The 17,113-nt window shown below is 75.4% G+C and carries 16 protein-coding genes; 9 read left to right on the forward strand and 7 right to left on the reverse strand.

Annotated features, from left to right (window positions below):
- The first annotated feature begins 26 nt into the window (after positions 1–26).
- The gene (locus tag ACI797_RS25455; RefSeq protein ID WP_456862685.1) at positions 27–1,355 is read left to right on the forward strand and encodes a serine hydrolase domain-containing protein; all 1,329 of its coding nucleotides are present in this window, start codon (positions 27–29) and stop codon (positions 1,353–1,355) included.
- Between the two features lie 60 nt (positions 1,356–1,415).
- Here ACI797_RS25455 and ACI797_RS25460 read toward each other — a convergent pair whose 3' ends face one another.
- Complete coding sequence (locus tag ACI797_RS25460; protein ID WP_456862687.1) at positions 1,416–1,928, reverse strand: hypothetical protein; 513 nt, start codon at positions 1,926–1,928, stop codon at positions 1,416–1,418.
- Positions 1,929–1,984: 56 nt separating this feature from the next.
- On the opposite strand from ACI797_RS25460, the gene ACI797_RS25465 reads away from it, so the two are divergent.
- The gene (locus ACI797_RS25465; protein WP_456862690.1) at positions 1,985–2,233 is read left to right on the forward strand and encodes a DUF3253 domain-containing protein; all 249 of its coding nucleotides are present in this window, start codon (positions 1,985–1,987) and stop codon (positions 2,231–2,233) included.
- A gap of 3 nt (positions 2,234–2,236) precedes the next feature.
- On the opposite strand, the gene ACI797_RS25470 is transcribed toward ACI797_RS25465, so the two are convergent.
- Complete coding sequence (locus ACI797_RS25470) at positions 2,237–3,292, reverse strand: hypothetical protein (protein ID WP_456862692.1); 1,056 nt, start codon at positions 3,290–3,292, stop codon at positions 2,237–2,239.
- Between the two features lie 129 nt (positions 3,293–3,421).
- On the opposite strand from ACI797_RS25470, the gene gdhA reads away from it, so the two are divergent.
- Positions 3,422–4,774: an NADP-specific glutamate dehydrogenase gene (gene gdhA, locus ACI797_RS25475; RefSeq protein ID WP_456862695.1), complete on the forward strand. Its 1,353-nt coding sequence runs from the start codon at positions 3,422–3,424 to the stop codon at positions 4,772–4,774.
- Here the strand turns inward: gdhA and ACI797_RS25480 are convergent.
- On the reverse strand, positions 4,771–5,247 hold the full coding sequence (locus tag ACI797_RS25480) for an Lrp/AsnC family transcriptional regulator (protein WP_456862698.1): 477 nt from the start codon (positions 5,245–5,247) through the stop codon (positions 4,771–4,773). The genes gdhA and ACI797_RS25480 overlap by 4 nt on opposite strands.
- A 215-nt stretch (positions 5,248–5,462) precedes the next feature.
- On the opposite strand from ACI797_RS25480, the gene pdhA reads away from it, so the two are divergent.
- The 5 genes from pdhA (at position 5,463) to ACI797_RS25505 (ending at position 10,882) form a co-directional block, all read left to right on the forward strand.
- Complete coding sequence (gene pdhA / locus ACI797_RS25485; protein WP_456862701.1) at positions 5,463–6,602, forward strand: pyruvate dehydrogenase (acetyl-transferring) E1 component subunit alpha; 1,140 nt, start codon at positions 5,463–5,465, stop codon at positions 6,600–6,602.
- The gene (locus ACI797_RS25490) at positions 6,599–7,576 is read left to right on the forward strand and encodes an alpha-ketoacid dehydrogenase subunit beta (RefSeq protein ID WP_456538259.1); all 978 of its coding nucleotides are present in this window, start codon (positions 6,599–6,601) and stop codon (positions 7,574–7,576) included. The genes pdhA and ACI797_RS25490 overlap by 4 nt, the downstream gene beginning before the upstream one ends.
- A complete protein-coding gene (locus ACI797_RS25495) occupies positions 7,576–9,063 on the forward strand; it encodes a dihydrolipoamide acetyltransferase family protein (protein ID WP_456862704.1) in 1,488 nt (495 codons plus the stop codon). Before ACI797_RS25490 ends, ACI797_RS25495 begins: the two co-directional genes overlap by 1 nt.
- A gap of 68 nt (positions 9,064–9,131) precedes the next feature.
- Positions 9,132–10,295 carry an AGE family epimerase/isomerase gene (locus tag ACI797_RS25500; RefSeq protein WP_456862708.1) on the forward strand — a complete coding sequence of 388 codons (1,164 nt, stop codon included), beginning with the start codon at positions 9,132–9,134 and terminating at the stop codon, positions 10,293–10,295.
- Positions 10,296–10,423: 128 nt separating this feature from the next.
- A complete protein-coding gene (locus tag ACI797_RS25505) occupies positions 10,424–10,882 on the forward strand; it encodes an SRPBCC family protein (protein WP_456538256.1) in 459 nt (152 codons plus the stop codon).
- A gap of 93 nt (positions 10,883–10,975) precedes the next feature.
- Here ACI797_RS25505 and ACI797_RS25510 read toward each other — a convergent pair whose 3' ends face one another.
- The 4 genes from ACI797_RS25510 to ACI797_RS25525 form a co-directional block, all read right to left on the reverse strand.
- A complete protein-coding gene (locus ACI797_RS25510; RefSeq protein ID WP_456862711.1) occupies positions 10,976–11,236 on the reverse strand; it encodes an HPr family phosphocarrier protein in 261 nt (86 codons plus the stop codon).
- 64 nt (positions 11,237–11,300) lie between these two features.
- Positions 11,301–13,427, reverse strand: coding sequence for a PTS fructose transporter subunit IIABC (locus ACI797_RS25515; protein WP_456862714.1), 2,127 nt, complete (start codon positions 13,425–13,427; stop codon positions 11,301–11,303).
- Positions 13,428–13,449: 22 nt separating this feature from the next.
- On the reverse strand, positions 13,450–14,442 hold the full coding sequence (locus ACI797_RS25520) for a 1-phosphofructokinase family hexose kinase (protein ID WP_456862717.1): 993 nt from the start codon (positions 14,440–14,442) through the stop codon (positions 13,450–13,452).
- Positions 14,439–15,206 carry a DeoR/GlpR family DNA-binding transcription regulator gene (locus ACI797_RS25525; protein ID WP_456862720.1) on the reverse strand — a complete coding sequence of 256 codons (768 nt, stop codon included), beginning with the start codon at positions 15,204–15,206 and terminating at the stop codon, positions 14,439–14,441. Before ACI797_RS25525 ends, ACI797_RS25520 begins: the two co-directional genes overlap by 4 nt.
- 173 nt (positions 15,207–15,379) lie before the next feature.
- Here ACI797_RS25525 and ACI797_RS25530 point away from each other — a divergent pair.
- Positions 15,380–17,113: phosphoenolpyruvate--protein phosphotransferase (locus ACI797_RS25530; protein WP_456862722.1), on the forward strand; the 1,734-nt coding region annotated here is incomplete at its 3' end.

The raw sequence follows: 17,113 nt of genomic DNA on the forward strand, positions 1-17,113 counted from the left end.
CCCGGCGGCGCCGTTACGGTCCGGGGATGGCCGAACCCGTCCTGCCGACCACCGCCCGACGGCTCCTGGCCCGCACCGCCCGCGTGCAGCGCGACGGCCGGGCCCCCGGCATGGTCGCCGGCGTCGTCCGCGACGGCGGGCTGGCGTGGTCGGCCGGGCGCGGCGACGTCCCCGAGCCGCACACCGACGTCCAGTACCGGCTGGGGTCGATCAGCAAGACGGTCACCGCGGTGGCGGTGCTGCGGCTGCGCGACGAGGGCCGGCTCGGGCTGGACGACCCGCTCGACCGGCACCTGCCGGGCACCCCGTTCGGCGACCGCACGATCGGCCAGCTGCTGTCCCACCTGGCCGGGGCCTCCGCCGAGACCCCGGGGGGCTGGTGGGAGCGCACGCCGGGCGGCCCCCTGGCCGAGCTCGGGCTGGGGGAGCAGGACGTCGTCCTCGGCGCCGCCCGCCGGTTCCACTACTCGAACCTCGGCTTCGGCCTGCTGGGCGAGCTGGTGGCCCGCGCCCGCGGTGCCTCGTGGGAGGACGTCGTCCGCGCCGAGGTGCTGGCCCCGCTCGGCATGGTGCGGACGACGCCCCGGCCGGTGGCGCCCGCGGCCTCCGGGACGGCGGTGCACCCGTGGGCCGACGTCGTCCTCCCCGAGCCCGAGCACCACGCCGGCGTCATGGCCGCCGCCGGCCAGCTGTGGGCGACGCTGGCCGACCTCGCCCGCTTCGCCGTCTTCCTGCTCGGCGACACCGGCGACGTCCTGGACCCCGCGACGCTCGAGGAGATGACCGTGCCGGCCGGCGTGGACTCCTCCGCCCCCGGGTGGTCGGCCTACGGGCTGGGGCTGCAGGTGCTGCGGCTCGACGGGCGCACGCTGGTCGGCCACGGCGGCTCGATGCCGGGCTTCCTGGCCGGGGTGTTCGTCGACCGCGAGGAGCGGACCGGCGCTGTCCAGCTGGCCAACACCACCTCGGGCCTCGACCCGCTGGCCCCCGGCCTGCTCGCCGACCTCCGCGAGCTCGAGCCCCGGGTGGTCGAGCCGTGGCGGCCCGCGCCGGCGCCGGTCGACCTCGACCTGCTCGGCGTCTGGTTCTGGGGACCGGCGCCGCACGTGCTGCGCGCCGTCCCCGGCGGGCTGCTGCACCTGGGGCCGTTGCCGGGGCGCACCGGGCGCGCCAGCCGGTTCACCGCCCGGCCCGACGGCACCTGGGTGGGGCTGGACGGCTACTACGCCGGCGAGACGCTGCGGATCGCCCCCGACCACCTCGACCTCGGCACGTTCGTCTTCACGCGGACGCCCTACGACCCGGCCGCCCCGGTGCCCGGCGGCGTCGACCACCGCGGCTGGCACGCGACGTGAGGGAACGGCCCCCTGCAGGGTCCCGCCGCGAGCTCGCGAGTGGTGGGGGGCAGGGGGTCCTCACCCGAAGGCGTCCAGCGTCGCCTCGAGCACGAGGCCGTAGACCAGGTGCGGGACGAGGTCGCTGATCCAGTCGGTCGCCGACCACGTCCGCGGGTCGGTGATGCCCAGCGCGGTCATCGGCCCGTTCGCGGCGACCAGCACCCCCGCCGTCGTCAGCGCCGTCCCCACCGGCTTGCTCGACCGGAAACCCGCCGCACGGACGACGCCGGTCAGCACCCCGACGCCGACCCCGGCCACCAGCCCGGTCAGCGGGCCGAGGCCCTGCACCCGGTTCTGCCGGTGCTCCTCGTCGCCGGGGATCCGCACGTGCGCCTTCTCGGCGAGCGTCTCCACCGTCCGCTCGGGCGTGGAACTGCTGCCGCGGCCGCGGACCACCATGTCCACGTAGGTCACCGCGTTCAGCGCGGTGCTCGCCGCGGCCCCGGCGGCGGCCCCGCGCAGCACCCAGCCGAGCGGGCTGATGCCGCGGCGGCCCTTCCCGGACGTCCCCAGCGGGGCCCGCTTCGCCATGGGTCCCCCGCTACCCCGCCTGGCGGACCGCACGCCCCCGCCGCAGGCTGGGCACCGTGACCGACGTCGACGGGCGGCTCGAGCAGGCCATCGGGGCGCTGCTCGACGCCCGCGCGCCGGCGACGATCTGCCCCTCGGAGGCCGCGCGCGCCGTCGACCCCGACGGCTGGCGGGAGCTCATGCCGGCCGCCCGGGCGGCGGCGGGCCGGCTGGCGGCCGCCGGCGAGGTCGAGGTCACCCAGCGGGGCGAGGTCGTCGACGTCGCCACCGCCCGCGGGCCGGTGCGCGTGCGCCGTCCGCGCTGAGGGTCACCAGCCCGGGCGCCGCAGGAACTCCGCCACCAGCCGGGCGGTGCGGTCGACCGTCTGCGCGTGCATGACCTCGTAGCCGTGGGTCGAGAGCGTGGGCAGCGAGACCAGGGCCGCCCGCGCGACCTGGCCGGCGGCCTTGGACTGCGACGCGTCGGAGTCGAACGCCTGCCACACCGCCGGCACGGGGTCCACGCCGATCTCCCGGCCGAGGGCCAGCAGCCGGTCGGCGATCGGCTTGTCGTAGACGACGGCGTCGTCGGCGTAGGCGATCGCGGGGCCGTCGCCCACGTCGACCTGGTACTCCGCCTCGGCGGGGCCGACGTCGAGGGCCAGCGTGACGTCGCCGGGCAGCGTGCGGCTCGCGTACGCCGCGCCGATGCCGCCCATCTCCTCCCCGGTGGTGGCCACCAGGTACACGTCCCCGGCCGGGTGCCCGCCCTCGCGCAGCAGCCCGGCCGCGTGCACCAGGGCGGCGAGGGCGGCCCGGTCGTCGAGGAAGTAGCCGGCCACGTGCGCGCCGAGGTCGACCGGCGACCGCCGGCTGGCGTGCACGCACACCCGGGTGCCGGCGTGCACCCCGCAGCGCGCCAGCTCCTCGGGCGAGCGGCCGGTGAACACGTGCACGTCGGTCCACTGCATGGCCCGGTCGCCGCCGTCGGGCTTGGTCTGCTGCACGTGCGGCGTCTCCGCCGTGGTGTGCTCCGAGCCCAGGGTGAGCACGCCGGTCAGCACCTCGTCGTCCCCCAGGACCGCGACCGGGCCCAGGCCGAAGTTGCCCGGGTACATCGTGCCGAGCTCGTTGACCCGCAGCGTGCCGTCCGGCTCGACGCGCTTGACGATCATCGACAGCTCGTCCAGGTGGGCCATCACACGGACGACCGGGCCGCCGTCGCCCCGCACGAGGCCGACGAGGTTGCCGGCGGCGTCCACGGACACCTCGTCCACCAGCGGCGCGAGCGCGCGGCGGACGACGTCGCGGACGGCGTCCTCCTGGCCGCCGGGCCCGTAGGCGAGCAGCAGCTCCTCGAGCAGGTCTCGGCGGATCGGTGGCACAGGGCTCCTCCCGGGGGCGCAGCGGTCCGGCGGCCGTACCCCACCCCCGTGGGTCCACGCCCCGCGGCGGCTTCTACCGTTCCTGGGAGCCGAGACGACGGCGTCCGGAGGACGCGAGGAGCGACGAGGGTGAGCAGCGGCGAGGTCCCGGAGCGGGTGCAGCACATCTACGACGAGGTGCTGCGCCGCAACCGGGGCGAGACGGAGTTCCACCAGGCGGTCCGCGAGGTGCTGGAGTCCCTCGCCGTCGTCCTGGACCGGCACCCCGAGTTCACCGAGATGAAGACGGTGGAGCGGATCTGCGAGCCCGAGCGGCAGATCATCTTCCGGGTGCCGTGGCAGGACGACCACGGCGACGTGCAGATCAACCGCGGCTTCCGGGTGGAGTTCAACTCGGCGCTCGGCCCGTACAAGGGCGGCCTGCGGTTCCACCCGTCGGTGGACCTGGGCATCGTCAAGTTCCTCGGCTTCGAGCAGATCTTCAAGAACGCGCTGACCGGCATGCCGATCGGCGGCGGCAAGGGCGGGTCGGACTTCGACCCCAAGGGCCGTTCCGACGCCGAGGTCATGCGGTTCTGCCAGTCGTTCATGACCGAGCTCTACCGGCACCTCGGCGAGTACACCGACGTGCCGGCCGGCGACATCGGCGTGGGTGCGCGGGAGATCGGCTACCTGTTCGGCCAGTACAAGCGGATCACCAACCGTTACGAGTCCGGCGTCATCACCGGCAAGGGGCTCGGCTGGGGCGGCGCCCTCGTGCGGACCGAGGCCACGGGCTACGGCGCCGTCTACTTCGCCGCGGAGATGCTCGCCGCGCGCGACGAGTCCCTCGAGGGGCAGCGGGTCGTCGTCTCCGGGTCGGGCAACGTCGCGGTGTACGCGATCGAGAAGGTCCAGCAGCTCGGCGGCACCGCGATCGCCTGCTCGGACTCCAGCGGCTACGTGGTCGACGAGAAGGGCATCGACCTCGAGGTCCTCAAGCAGGTCAAGGAGGTGGAGCGGGCCCGCGTCGAGGCCTACGCCGAGCGGGTCCCGTCCGCCGCTTTCGTGGCCGGCGGCAGCATCTGGGACGTCCCCTGCGACGTCGCCGTCCCCAGCGCCACCCAGAACGAGCTGGCCGGCGACGCGGCGGCGCAGCTGGTGCGCAACGGGTGCCGGTACGTCGTCGAGGGCGCCAACATGCCGACGACCCCGGAGGCGGTGCGCGTGCTGCGGGACGGCGGCGTCGCGTTCGCCCCGGGCAAGGCGGCCAACGCCGGTGGCGTCGCGACCTCGGCGCTGGAGATGCAGCAGAACGCCTCGCGCGACCGGTGGACCTTCGAGCACAGCGAGGCGCGGCTGGCCGAGATCATGCGCGACATCCACGCCCGCTGCGCCCGGACCGCCGAGGAGTACGGCTCGCCCGGCGACCTCGTGCTGGGCGCCAACGTGGCCGGCTTCCTGCAGGTGGCCGGCGCCGTGCACGACCTCGGGCTCGTCTAGCCCTCCTGGCCGGCGGCCCGCTCGAGCAGCGGCGTCGTCCGGTGGTCGACGAAGCGGCGCAGCGCCAGCGCGGTGTCGGTGCGCTGCACGCCCGGGATCGCCAGCACCTGCTCGGTGATCCGCCACAGGTCGTCGGCGTCCCGGGCCGCCACCTCGACGAGGAGGTCGACGACACCGGAGAGGCCGATCACCTCGAGCACCTCGGGGATGTGCGCCAGGGCGTCGCTGACCTCGGCCAGGCTGCGCTGCACCACCTGCACGGTGACGTAGGCGCGCAGCCGGTAGCCGAGCGCCTCGGGGGCCACCCGGCGCTCGAACGGGGTGAGCGACCCGTTGCTCTCCAGCCGCGCCAGGCGGGCCTGGACGGTGTTGCGCGCCAGCCCGAGCCTCTGCGAGAGCGCCATCACGCTGGCCCGCGGGTCCTCGTTCAGGGCGAGCAGCAGCCGGGCGTCGGTGGCGTCGACCTCGGGCACGTTGCTCAGTCTGACATCCGAGGATGTCCTACTAATAGTCATCATGCGCAATCTCGCGACCGAACCTTGCGCACATCGCCCGCAGGTGATGTTGTCCCTGGACGGGGATGTCGTGTCACCATGTGTGAGTGGCGCCACACCCCGGCGCCACGAGACGTCCAGCACCGCGGGTGCCGGTGACCCCGGCCCTCCGGCGAACGGCGAGGAGTAGGTCTGTGACAGCGCTTGACCAGGCGACGGAGGTCGTCGACCCGGTACCCGGGGCCGGAGCCCCCCACCTCCCGCAGCAACCGGAGCTGGTCCAGCTCCTCACGCCGGAGGGCGAGCGGGTCGAGCACCCCGAGTACTCGATCGACCTGTCGGACGAGGAGCTGCGCGGGCTCTACCGCGACCTGGTCCTCGTCCGCCGGTGGGACGTCGAGGCGACCGCCCTGCAGCGCCAGGGCGAGCTCGGCATCTGGGCCTCGCTGCTCGGCCAGGAAGCGGCCCAGGTCGGCGCCGGCCGGGCGCTGCAGGACGACGACATGGCGTTCCCGACCTACCGCGAGCACGGGGTGGCCTGGGCCCGCGGCGTCGACCCGCTCGACGTGATCAGCCTGTTCCGCGGCGTCGACAACGGCGGCTGGGACCCGGTGGCCACCGGCTTCAACCTCTACACCGTGGTCATCGGCGCGCAGTGCCTGCACGCCACCGGCTACGCGATGGGCGTGCAGCGCGACAGCGCCGAGTCCGCCGTCCTGGCCTTCCTCGGCGACGGCGCCACCAGCCAGGGCGAGGTCAACGAGTCGCTGATCTGGGCGGCCACCTTCAGCGCGCCGGTCGTCTTCTTCTGCCAGAACAACCAGTACGCGATCAGCGTGCCCATCGAGCGGCAGTCGCGGGTGCCGCTCTACCAGCGGGCGGCCGGGTTCGGCTTCCCCGGCGTCCGGGTCGACGGCAACGACGTCCTGGCCGTCCTCGCGGTGACGAGGGCAGCGCTCGCCGCGGCACGCGACGGCCAGGGCCCCACGTTCATCGAGGCCTTCACCTACCGCATGGGCGCGCACACCACCTCCGACGACCCCACCCGCTACCGGCTGGCCAGCGAGCTGGAGGAGTGGAAGCTGCGCGACCCCATCGCCCGGCTCAAGGCCCACCTGTCGCGGTCCGGCACCGCCGACGCGGCGTTCTTCGACGGCGTCGAGGCCGAGGCCGATCAGCTCGCCGCGCACATCCGCACCGGCACGGTCGAGATGCCCGACCCGCCGGGCACCTCGATGTTCGACTCGGTGTACGCCGAGCAGACCCCGCTGCTGGCCGCCCAGCGCGAGGAGTTCGCGGCCTACCACGCGTCGTTCGAGGGGGCGGAGCAGTGACCGAGACCCTCACCATCGGCAAGGCGCTCAACCTCGGCCTGCGCCGGGCGATGGAGGACGACGCCAAGGTCGTGCTCATGGGCGAGGACATCGGCCGCCTCGGCGGCGTCTTCCGCATCACCGACGGGCTGCAGAAGGACTTCGGCGAGGACCGCGTCGTCGACACCCCGCTCGCCGAGGCCGGCATCGTCGGCACCGCCGTCGGGCTGGCCATGCGCGGCTACCGCCCGGTCTGCGAGATCCAGTTCGACGGGTTCGTCTTCCCCGCCTACAACCAGATCGTCACCCAGGTCGCCAAGATCCACGCCCGCTCGAAGGGCAAGCTGGCGATGCCGATCGTCATCCGCATCCCGTTCGGCGGCGGCATCGGCGCGGTCGAGCACCACAGCGAGAGCCCCGAGGCCTACTTCGCGCACACCCCGGGCCTCAAGGTCGTCGCGGTGAGCAACCCGGTCGACGCCTACTGGGGCATCCAGCAGGCGATCGCCCACCCCGACCCGATCGTCTTCCTCGAGCCCAAGCGGCGGTACTGGGAGAAGGCGCCGGTCGACACCGACGCCACCCCCGACCCGCTGTTCGCCTCGCGGGTGGTCCGCGGCGGCGACGACCTCACCGTGCTGGCCTACGGCCCGATGGTGAAGACGGCGCTGCAGGCCGCCGAGGCCGCGGAAGAGGAGGGCCGCTCGCTCGAGGTGGTCGACCTGCGCACGCTCTCGCCGCTCGACCTGGACCCGGTGTTCGAGTCGGTGCGCCGCACGGGCCGCTGCGTCGTCGTCCACGAGGCCCAGGTGACCCTCGGGCTGGGCGCCGAGATCGCCGCGCGGATCACCGAGCAGTGCTTCTTCTCGCTCGAGGCCCCGGTGCTGCGGGTGGGCGGTTACGACACGCCCTACCCGCCGTCGAAGCTCGAGGAGGAGTACCTCCCCGACCTCGACCGGGTGCTCGACGCCGTCGACCGGGCGCTGGGGTTCTGATGCCGGACCTGCGCCAGTTCCGACTGCCCGACGTCGGCGAGGGGCTGACCGAGGGCGAGATCCTGCAGTGGCTGGTCGCCCCGGGCGACACGGTCGTGGTCAACCAGCCGCTGTGCGAGGTGGAGACGGCGAAGGCGGCCGTCGAGCTGCCCTCCCCGTACGCCGGCACGGTCACCGAGCTGCACTTCGAGGCCGGGACGACGGTCGACGTCGGCACGCCGATCATCACCATCGACCTCGGCGGTGACGCCGCGCCGGCGGCTGCACCGGCGGCCGAGGAGGCCGAGCCGGCGGCCGGGCTGATCGGCGGTCCGGCGCCGGGCGGGCGGACGTCGGTGCTCGTCGGGTACGGCCCGAAGAACACCGAGGCCAAGCGGCGGCCGCGGCGCACCGGGGCCACGGTGGCCGCGCGGGCGACCGCGCCGGCCGTGCTGCCCCAGGCCGACTACGGCTCGGGCGGCACCGAGCGCCCGCCGTTGCTGGCCACCGCCCCCGACATCACCACCAAGCCGGTGCGCCACGGCGGGCTGGAGATCGGCCGGGCCGCCGAGGCGCACGCCGCGGCGGAGGAGGCCGCGCCGTCCCGGGCCGCCGCCCACGGGCAGCGCCGGCCGCGGCCGCTGGCGAAGCCGCCGGTGCGCAAGTACGCCAAGGACCGCGGTGTCGACCTCACCCTCGTCGTCGGCACCGGGGACGGCGGCGTGATCACCCGCGCCGACGTGGACGCCGCCCTGTCCACCGCCCCCGTCGGTGCCGAGAGCGGGCCCGCTCTCGGTGCGGAAAGCGGTACGGGGGAGCAGCGGATCCCGATCAAGGGCGTGCGCAAGCACACCGCCGCGGCGATGGTGGCCAGCGCGTTCACCGCGCCGCACGTCACGGAGTTCCTGACCGTCGACGTCACGCGGATGATGAAGCTGCGCCGGCGGCTGGCGGAGCGGCCGGAGTTCGCCGGCGTCAAGGTCAGCCCGCTGCTCTTCGTGGCCAAGGCGGTGCTGCTCGCCGCGCAGAAGCACCCGATGGTCAACAGCTCGTGGGACGAGCAGGCGCAGGAGATCGTCGTCCACGGCGCGGTCAACCTGGGCATCGCCGCGGCCACCCCGCGCGGCCTCGTCGTCCCCAACGTCAAGGACGCCGGCCGGCTGTCCCTGGTGGAGCTGGCCCGGGCGCTGTCCGACCTGACCGACACCGCGCGGGCCGGCCGGACGGCGCCGGCCGACATGACCGGCGGCACGATCACCATCACCAACGTGGGGGTGTTCGGCGTCGACACCGGGACGCCGATCCTCAACCCCGGCGAGTCGGCGATCCTCGCCTTCGGTGCCGTGCGCGAGATGCCGTGGGTGCACAAGGGCAGGGTCCGGCCGCGGCAGGTCACCCAGCTGGCGCTGTCCTTCGACCACCGGATCATCGACGGCGAGCTGGGCTCGCGGTTCCTGGCCGACGTCGGGGCGATGGTGTCCGACCCGGGGATCTCGCTGGCGTTCTGACCCCGTGATCATGGCGCCGTGACCACCGCTCCAGCGCGGACGGTGGTCGCGGCGCCATGATCGTCGGCGTGACCGATCCCGACCGGCTGCTCGACTTCGCGGCCCGCTCCCGGCTGCCCGACGGCTTCGGCTACCTGCGGGACGACGGCAGCGTCGACCCCGCGCGCGGCCAGGAGACCTGGATCGTCGCGCGGATGACCCACGTCTTCGGGCTGGCGGCGCTGCTCGGCCGGCCGGGGGCGGACGAACTGGTCCGCCACGGGGTCGCCGCGCTCGCCGGCGGGCCGCTGCACGACGGCGCCCACGGCGGCTGGGCGGCCAGCACCGCCGACCCCACCAAGGCGGCCTACGTGCACGCCTTCGCCGTCCTGGCCGGGGCGACGGCGACGACCGCCGGGGCGCCCGGCGGCCCGGCGCTGCTCGAGGAGGCGCTGGGCGTCTGGCAGGAGCGCTTCTGGGACGACGCGGCCGGCCTGGCGGTGGAGGAGTGGGACCCGGCCTGGACCACCTGCGACGCCTACCGCGGGGCCAACGCCAACATGCACGGCGTCGAGGCGACCCTGGCCGCCGCCGACGCGCTGGGCGCCGACCCGCGGGCCGACCGGCTGCGGCGGCAGGCGCTGCGCAGCGTCGAGCGGGTGGTGCACGGCTGGGCCCGCGAGCGCGACTGGCGGCTGCCGGAGCACTTCACCGCCGACTGGACGCCGCTGCCGGAGTTCAACCACGACCGGCCGGCCGACCCGTTCCGCCCGTACGGGGTGACGATCGGGCACCAGTTCGAGTGGGCGCGCCTGGCCGTGCACCTGCGGGCGGCCCTGCCCGACCCGCCGGGGTGGCTGCTCGACGACGCGGTGGCGCTCTTCGACGCGGCCGCGACGCGCGGCTGGGCCGCCGACGGGCACGACGGGTTCCCGTACACGCTCGGCTGGGACGACCGGCCGGTGGTCGGCGCCCGCATGCACTGGGTGCTCTGCGAGGGGGTCGCCGCGGCGGGCGTGCTGGCGCAGGTGACCGGCGAGCCCCGCTACGGCGAGCTGGCCGCGCGCTGGCGGGCCCACGGCGAGGAGCGGTTCGCCGACCCGGCCACGGGCAGCTGGCACCACGAGCTGACGCCGACCGGCGAGCTCGGCCACGGCACCTGGACGGGCCAGCCGGACGCCTACCACCTGGCCCAGATGCTGCTGCTCGACGGCCGCCCGGTGCGCGGCAGCGTCGCCGCGGCGCTCCCCTGAACGGCCCTCCTGCAGGGGCCCGCGGCGAGCGTGCGAGCCGTGGGGGCAAGAGGGCCCTTCACGTTATCGGTCCGGAACGGCTGGGTAGGTCGTGCACGACCCGAATCCGAGCAAGAGGAGGAGAACCCGTGGCCAGCGTGCAGGAATCCATCGACGTCGACGTCCCGATCCGCGTCGCCTACGACCAGTGGACGCAGTTCGAGTCGTTCCCGCAGTTCATGGGCGGTGTCGAGCGGATCACGCAGACCGACGACACCCACACCCACTGGGTCACCAACATCGACGGCGTGAAGCGCGAGTTCGACACGAAGATCACCGAGCAGCACCCCGAGGAGCGCGTCGCCTGGGCCTCCACCGGCGGTGAGGCCAAGCACGCGGGCGTCGTCACCTTCCACAAGCTGGACGAGAACAAGACCCGCGTGATGATCCAGATCGACTGGGAGCCGCAGGGCATCGTCGAGAAGGCCGGCGCGGCGCTGGGCTTCGACGACCGCCAGGTGAAGGCGGACGCCAAGAGGTTCAAGGAGTTCATCGAGAGCCGCGGCACCGAGACCGGCGCCTGGCGCGGCGACGTACCGCGCGACTGAGCGAGAGCCCCGCTGCGGGGCCGCGAACACGACGACGGCCCGTCCCCTCGTACGAGGGGACGGGCCGTCGGTTCGTGGCTGCAGCCGGGTCCTTCAGTCGGCGTCGAGGTCCTGGGCGACCATGCCGGCGATGCGCTCGAGCACCGTCTGGTCGTCGCTGCTCACGATCACCTCGGACCCCTGCTTGGCCCCCAGCGTCATGATCATCAGCGGGGAGCCCGCGTCGACGGGGTTGCCGCCCGGCGTGGCCAGGGTGACCGGGACGCCGGACTTGCCGACGGCCTCGGCGATCAGCGCGGCCGGACGGGCGTGCAGGCCCACCCGGGAGCCGACGGTGACGGTCTGACTGGGCATCGATGCCTCTTCCTCGTTCGCGAACGGTGCTGGTCGGGACGGTAACGGGACCGGGTGGGACCTGTCAGGTGGTGGCCGCGCTCGGGGGGACGACGCCCACGGGGGTGTGCGCGTGCTCGAGGTCGACGGCGTCCTCGGGTGCCTCCTCGGCGTCGCTGCGGCCGAGGCTCTTCAGCACCGTGACCGCCACGCCGCCGACGACGGCGCCGACCACGATCGCCAGGAGGAACATCCAGACGCCGGTGATCGCGAAGAGCACGAAGATCCCGCCGTGCGGGGCGCGCAGCTCCACGCCGGCGCCGGCGACGATCGCGCCGGTCGTGGCGCCGCCGAGCATCATCGAGGGGATGACCCGCAGCGGGTCGGCGGCCGCGAACGGGATGGCGCCCTCGGAGATGAACGAGGCACCGAGCAGCCACGCCGCCTTGCCGTTGTCGCGCTCGGCGGCGGTGTACAGCTTCGGGCGCAGGATCGTGCTGCTGAGGGCCATCGCCAGCGGCGGCACCATGCCGGCCGCCATGACCGTGGCCATGATGACCAGCTGCTGCTCGCCGCCCTCGCCGGCGATCGCCGCGGTGAGGCCCGTGGTGGCGAAGACGTAGGCCGCCTTGTTGACCGGGCCGCCCAGGTCGAAGCACATCATCAGGCCGAGGATGATCCCGAGCCCGATCGCCGCGGTGCCGGTCAGGCTGTTGAGCCAGTCCCCGAGCTCTTCCAGGGCGATGGCCAGCGGCCGGCCGAGCACCATGACCATCAGACCGCTGGAGATCAGCGTGGCGAGCAGCGGGATGATCACGACCGGCTGCAGGCCGCGGACCCCGGCGGGGAGCTTCCAGCGGCTGATCCACAGCGCCGCGAAGCCGGCGATGATGCCGCCAACGAGGCCGCCGAGGAAGCCCGCACCGACGGTCACCGAGACCGCGCCGACGACGAAGCCGGGGACGATGCCGGGCCGGTCGGCGATCGCGAAGGCGGTGTACCCGGCCAGCGCCGGGACGAGGAAGGCGAAGGCCGCCCCGCCGAGGACGAAGCAGACCGCACCGAGGTAGCCGAGCAGTCCTCCCCGGAGACCCTCGATGCCGGGGTCGGCCGGCAGCTGGAACAGGGAGTTGTTCAGCACCCAGGTCAGCCCGTAGGTCTGACCGCCGTCGCTGACCGGCGTCTGGATCTGGTAGCCCGCGAGCAGGTAGCCCAGGGCGATGAGCAGGCCGCCGGCCGCGACGAACGGGATCATGTAGCTCACGCCGGTGAGCAGCCAGCGGCGGATCTCGGAGCCGACGCCGGGCCGCCCGGCCGTGGTGCTCGCCGTCTCGGCACCGGCACCGCCGCCGGCCACCCGGCGGGCGTTCGGGTCCTCGGCCGCGGCGAGGGCCTCGGCGACCATCTTCTCGGGCTCGTTGATCGCGCGCTTCGTGCCGCTCTGCACCACCGGCTTGCCGGCGAAGCGGCCCTGGTCCCGCACGCCGACGTCGACGGCGAAGATCACCGCGTCGGCGGCGCGGATCACCGCCGGGTCCAGCGGGGTGGCGCCGGAGGAGCCCTGGGTCTCCACGTGCACGTCGACGCCGGCCGCCTGCCCGGCGGCGGTCAGCTTGTCGGCGGCCATGTAGGTGTGCGCGATGCCGGTGGGGCAGGCGCTGACCACGACCAGGCTGCGCCGCGGCGCCGCAGCGGCAGCCGCGGCGGGCGGCGCGGCGGTGGGCGCAGCGGCCGCCGCCGGCGCGGCGGCCGGCTGCGGCTCGGGGGAGACGACCTCCTGCACCAGCGCGACCACCTCCTCGCGGGTGGCCGCCGAGCGCAGGGAGGCGACGAACTCCGGCCGGACCAGCGCCCGGGCCAGCGCGGTGAGCAGCGTCAGGTGGTCGGCGTCCCCGTGCGCCGGTGCGGCGATGAGGAAAGCGAGGTCGGCCGGGCCGTCGGGCGCGCCGAAGTCCACCGTCGGCGACAGGCGGGCGAAGGCCAGGGAGGCCTCGGTGACGGCGGCCGAGCGGCAGTGCGGGATGGCGATGCCGCCGGGCAGGCCGGTCGGCGCCTGGGCCTCGCGGGCCATCGCGTCGGCGTGCAGCGCCTCGGCGCTGGTGGCGCGGCCGGCGCCGGCGACGAGAGCGGCGAGCCGGCGCACGACGGCGTCCTTGTCGGCACCCAGGTCGGCGTCCAGCGCGACCAGGTCGGTCGTGATCAGAGCGGGCATGGAGCGTTCCCCCTGGAACAGGTCAGCGGGTGTCCCGGCCGGCGGCCGGGACCGGAGCGGTGCTGGTGCCGGCGAACCCGGCCGTGACCCGAACTGCTGGACCGTCCACCTGGGCCGGGGTGGGAACGGCGGATCCGGGGAGCGACGCGCTGGCCGCTCCGTACGCGACCGCGGTGCGCAGCCGCTCGGCCGGCGGGCTGCCGCCGAGGTCGGCGAGCAGGTAGCCGGCGAGGCTGCAGTCGCCCGCGCCGACGGTGCTGCGCACCGCGACGGCCGGTGGCCGCGCCGACCACAGCCCCTCGGGCGTCGACAGCAGCGCGCCGTCGGCCCCGAGGGTGAGCAGGACCTCGGCGACGCCCCGCTCGTGCAGCGCGCGGACCGCGGAGAGCAGGACCTGCGGGTCGGCGAGGACGGCGGCCTCCGGCAGGCCGGCCAGCTGCGCGAGCTCCTCGGCGTTGGGCTTGAGCAGGTCCGGGGCGGCGTCGGGGCCGGCGTCCAGGAGCGCCCGCAGCGGCGCCTCGGAGGTGTCGACGGCGATCCGGGCGCCGGTGTCGCGCAGCGAGCGGACGAGGTCGGCGTACCAGTCGACCGGCGTGCCGGGCGGTAGCGAGCCGGAGAGGACGACCCAGCGGGCACCCGCGGCGTGCCGGTGCAGGGCGGCGGTGAGGGCCGCCCGCGTGCCGCCGTCGAGCGGCACGCCGGGCTCGTTGAGCTTGGTGGTGGTGCCGTCGGGTTCGGCCAGCGTGTAGTTGGTGCGCACCGGGGCGTCCACCGGCACGGTGGCCAGCCGCAGGCCGCGGGCGCGCAGCGCGCCCACGATCGGGTCGTCGTCGGCGGCCGGGAGCACCGAGACGACGTCGGTGCCGGCCGCGGCCACCGCGCGCGACACGTTGACGCCCTTGCCGCCCGGCTCGGTCGAGCTGGCCCCGAGGCGGACGACACCGCCGCGCTCCAGCGGTCCCGGCAGGGCCAGGGTGCGGTCGAGGCTCGGGTTGGCGGTGAGTGTGAGGATCACGCGACGACGACCTCGATCCCCGCGTCCTCCAGCTGCGCCACCGCGGCCGGGTCGGCCTCGGCGTCGGTGACCAGAACGTCGACGTCCTCGATCGCGGCGAAGCGGACCAGGTGCTCGCGGCCGAGCTTGCTGCTGTCGGCGAGCACCACGCTGCGCTGGCCGGCGCGGACCATGGCCCGCTTGGTGGCGGCCTCGGCCTCGTCGGGGGTGGAGAAGCCGTGCCCGGTGCTGATCCCGTTGGTGCCGAGGAAGGCGACGTCGGTGCGCAGGTCGGCGAGGGCGCGGACGGTGGTGTCGCCGACCGCCGTCTGGGTGATCCCGCGGACCCGCCCGCCGAGCACGTGCAGGGTGATCCCCGGCGAGGCGGAGAGCCGGGTGGCGATCGGGACGGAGTTGGTGGCGACGAGCAGCCGGCGGTCGGCGGGCAGGACGTCGGCGAGCGCGGCCGTGGTGCTGCCGCCGTCGAGCAGGACGCTGCCCTCGACCGCGGGCAGCAGGTCCAGCGCCGCCGCGGCGATCTTGCGCTTCTGCTCCGTGCGGGTGCCGTGGCGCTCGCCCAGACCGGTCTCGACCAGGGCGAGGGCGCCGGCCGGGACGGCGCCGCCGTGCACGCGGCGGAGCATCCCGGCCCGCTCGAGGACGGCCAGGTCGCGACGGACGGTCTCCGTCGTCACGCCGAACTCCTCGGCCACCGCGGCCACCTGGACGCGCCCGCGCTCGGCCACCAGCGCGGCGATCGCGTGCTGGCGTTCCTCGGGGTACATGCCGTCCCTCCCTCGGTGGTGCGGGCCACCCCGGATGTCCGGTCGTGTGGCTTTGCTTGTGGAGTGGTGTTGTTCTATGCCCGATCTGTTGACAAGTCAAGACCTGTTCGTGACCCTGGTCACCGACGGACGACGGCGTCCCCACCCACCGAGACCCCACGGAGGAGCGCCCCGTGCCCACCACCGCCCCTGGAACCGACTCGCTGCCGCCGACCTCGGGTCCGGCCGTGCTCACCGGTACCCCCGTCGTCCCGGGGGTCGCGCTCGGCCCGGTGGTCCGGCCGTCCGGTGCCGTCCGGCTGCCGGCCGACGACGGCCCCCCGGTGGCCGAGGAGCGGCGCCCGGCCGAGAAGGAGCGCTTCGCCGCGGCCGCCGCGACGGTGGCCGGGCGGCTGGAGAGCCGGGCGGCGGCGGCGACCGGCGTGAGCGCCGAGGTGCTCGCCGCGACGGCGGGCCTCGCCCGCGACCGCGGCCTGCTCTCGGCGGTCGAGCAGCGGATCGACGCCGGCGCGGGCGCGGAGGTCGCCACGGTCCAGGCGGCCCAGCAGTTCGTCGACCTGTTCACCTCGCTGGGCGGTCTCATGGCCGAGCGCGCGACCGACGTCCGCGACGTCCGCGACCGCATCGTGGCCGAGCTGACCGGCCAGGGGGAGCCGGGCGTCCCGGTGCCCGACGTGCCGTCGGTCCTGCTCGCCGACGACCTGGCCCCGGCCGACACGGCCGGGCTGGACCCCGCGCGGGTCGTCGGGCTGGCCACCCGGCTCGGCGGCACGACCAGCCACACGGCGATCATCGCCCGGCAGCTCGGGTTGCCCTGCGTCGTCGCCGTCGGTGGCCTCGACGACGTGCCCGCCGGGGTGACGGTCCTGCTCGACGGCGAGCAGGGCACGGTCACCGTCGACCCCGAGCCGGCGGAGGCGCAGGCGCGCCTGGCGGCCGCGCGCGTCGCCGCCGAGGCGCTGGCCGGGTACCGCGGGCCGGCGACCACGAAGGACGGCCACGCGGTGCAGGTCCTGGCCAACGTGCAGGACGGCGCCGGCGCCCGCGCGGCCGTGGCGGCGCACGCCGAGGGGGTCGGGTTGCTGCGCACCGAGCTCGCCTTCCTCGGGCACGCCGAGGAGCCGTCGGTCGCGGAGCAGGCGGCCGGCTATGCCGAGGTCTTCGCCGCGTTCGAGGGCCGCAAGGTCGTGCTGCGCACGCTCGACGCCGGGTCGGACAAGCCGCTGGCCTTCGCCACGCTGCCCGACGAGGCCAACCCGGCGCTCGGGGTGCGGGGGCTGCGCACCGCGCGCCGCGATCCCGGCATCCTCGAGCGCCAGCTCGACGCGGTGGCGCAGGCGGCCCGGCGCACGGGGTCGACCCCCTGGGTGATGGCGCCGATGGTGGCCACCGAGGCGGAGGCGGCCGAGTTCGCCGCCCTCGTGCGCAGCCGCGGGCTGGTGCCCGGCGTGATGATCGAGGTCCCCTCGGCCGCGCTGCTGGCCGAGCGGCTGCTCGACCACGTCGACTTCCTGTCGATCGGCACCAACGACCTCTCGCAGTACACGCTCGCGGCCGACCGCCTCTCGGCCGATCTGGCCGACCTCACCGACCCGTGGCAGCCGGCGCTGCTCGAGCTGGTGCGGATCACCGCCGAGGCCGGGCAGCGGAGCGGCAAGCCGGTCGGGGTGTGCGGCGAGGCGGCGGCCGACCCCCTGCTCGCCGTCGTGCTGGTCGGACTCGGCATCACGTCGCTCTCCTGCGCCGCGTCCGCCGTGGCCGCGGTGGGCGCGCGGCTGGGCACCGTCGACCTGGCCACCTGCCAGGCGGCGGCGGGGGGGGGGGGGGGGGGGGGGGGGGGCGCGCCGCGCCCGCCCGGCCGGCGGGCGGGGGGCGCCGCCGCGCGGGGGGGCGGCAGCGTGTCCCCC

This window comes from Geodermatophilus sp. SYSU D00691, from assembly GCF_054050275.1.

Bases quoted from the DNA above. Each gene is read 5' to 3' on its own strand.
- ACI797_RS25455 (WP_456862685.1), top strand. From the start codon at position 27: ATGGCCGAACCCGTCCTGCCGACCACCGCCCGACGGCTCCTGGCCCGC.
- ACI797_RS25460 (WP_456862687.1), bottom strand. From the start codon at position 1,928: ATGGCGAAGCGGGCCCCGCTGGGGACGTCCGGGAAGGGCCGCCGCGGC.
- ACI797_RS25495 (WP_456862704.1), top strand. From the start codon at position 7,576: ATGCCGGACCTGCGCCAGTTCCGACTGCCCGACGTCGGCGAGGGGCTG.
- ACI797_RS25510 (WP_456862711.1), bottom strand. From the start codon at position 11,236: ATGCCCAGTCAGACCGTCACCGTCGGCTCCCGGGTGGGCCTGCACGCC.
- ACI797_RS25515 (WP_456862714.1), bottom strand. From the start codon at position 13,427: ATGCCCGCTCTGATCACGACCGACCTGGTCGCGCTGGACGCCGACCTG.
- ACI797_RS25525 (WP_456862720.1), bottom strand. From the start codon at position 15,206: ATGTACCCCGAGGAACGCCAGCACGCGATCGCCGCGCTGGTGGCCGAG.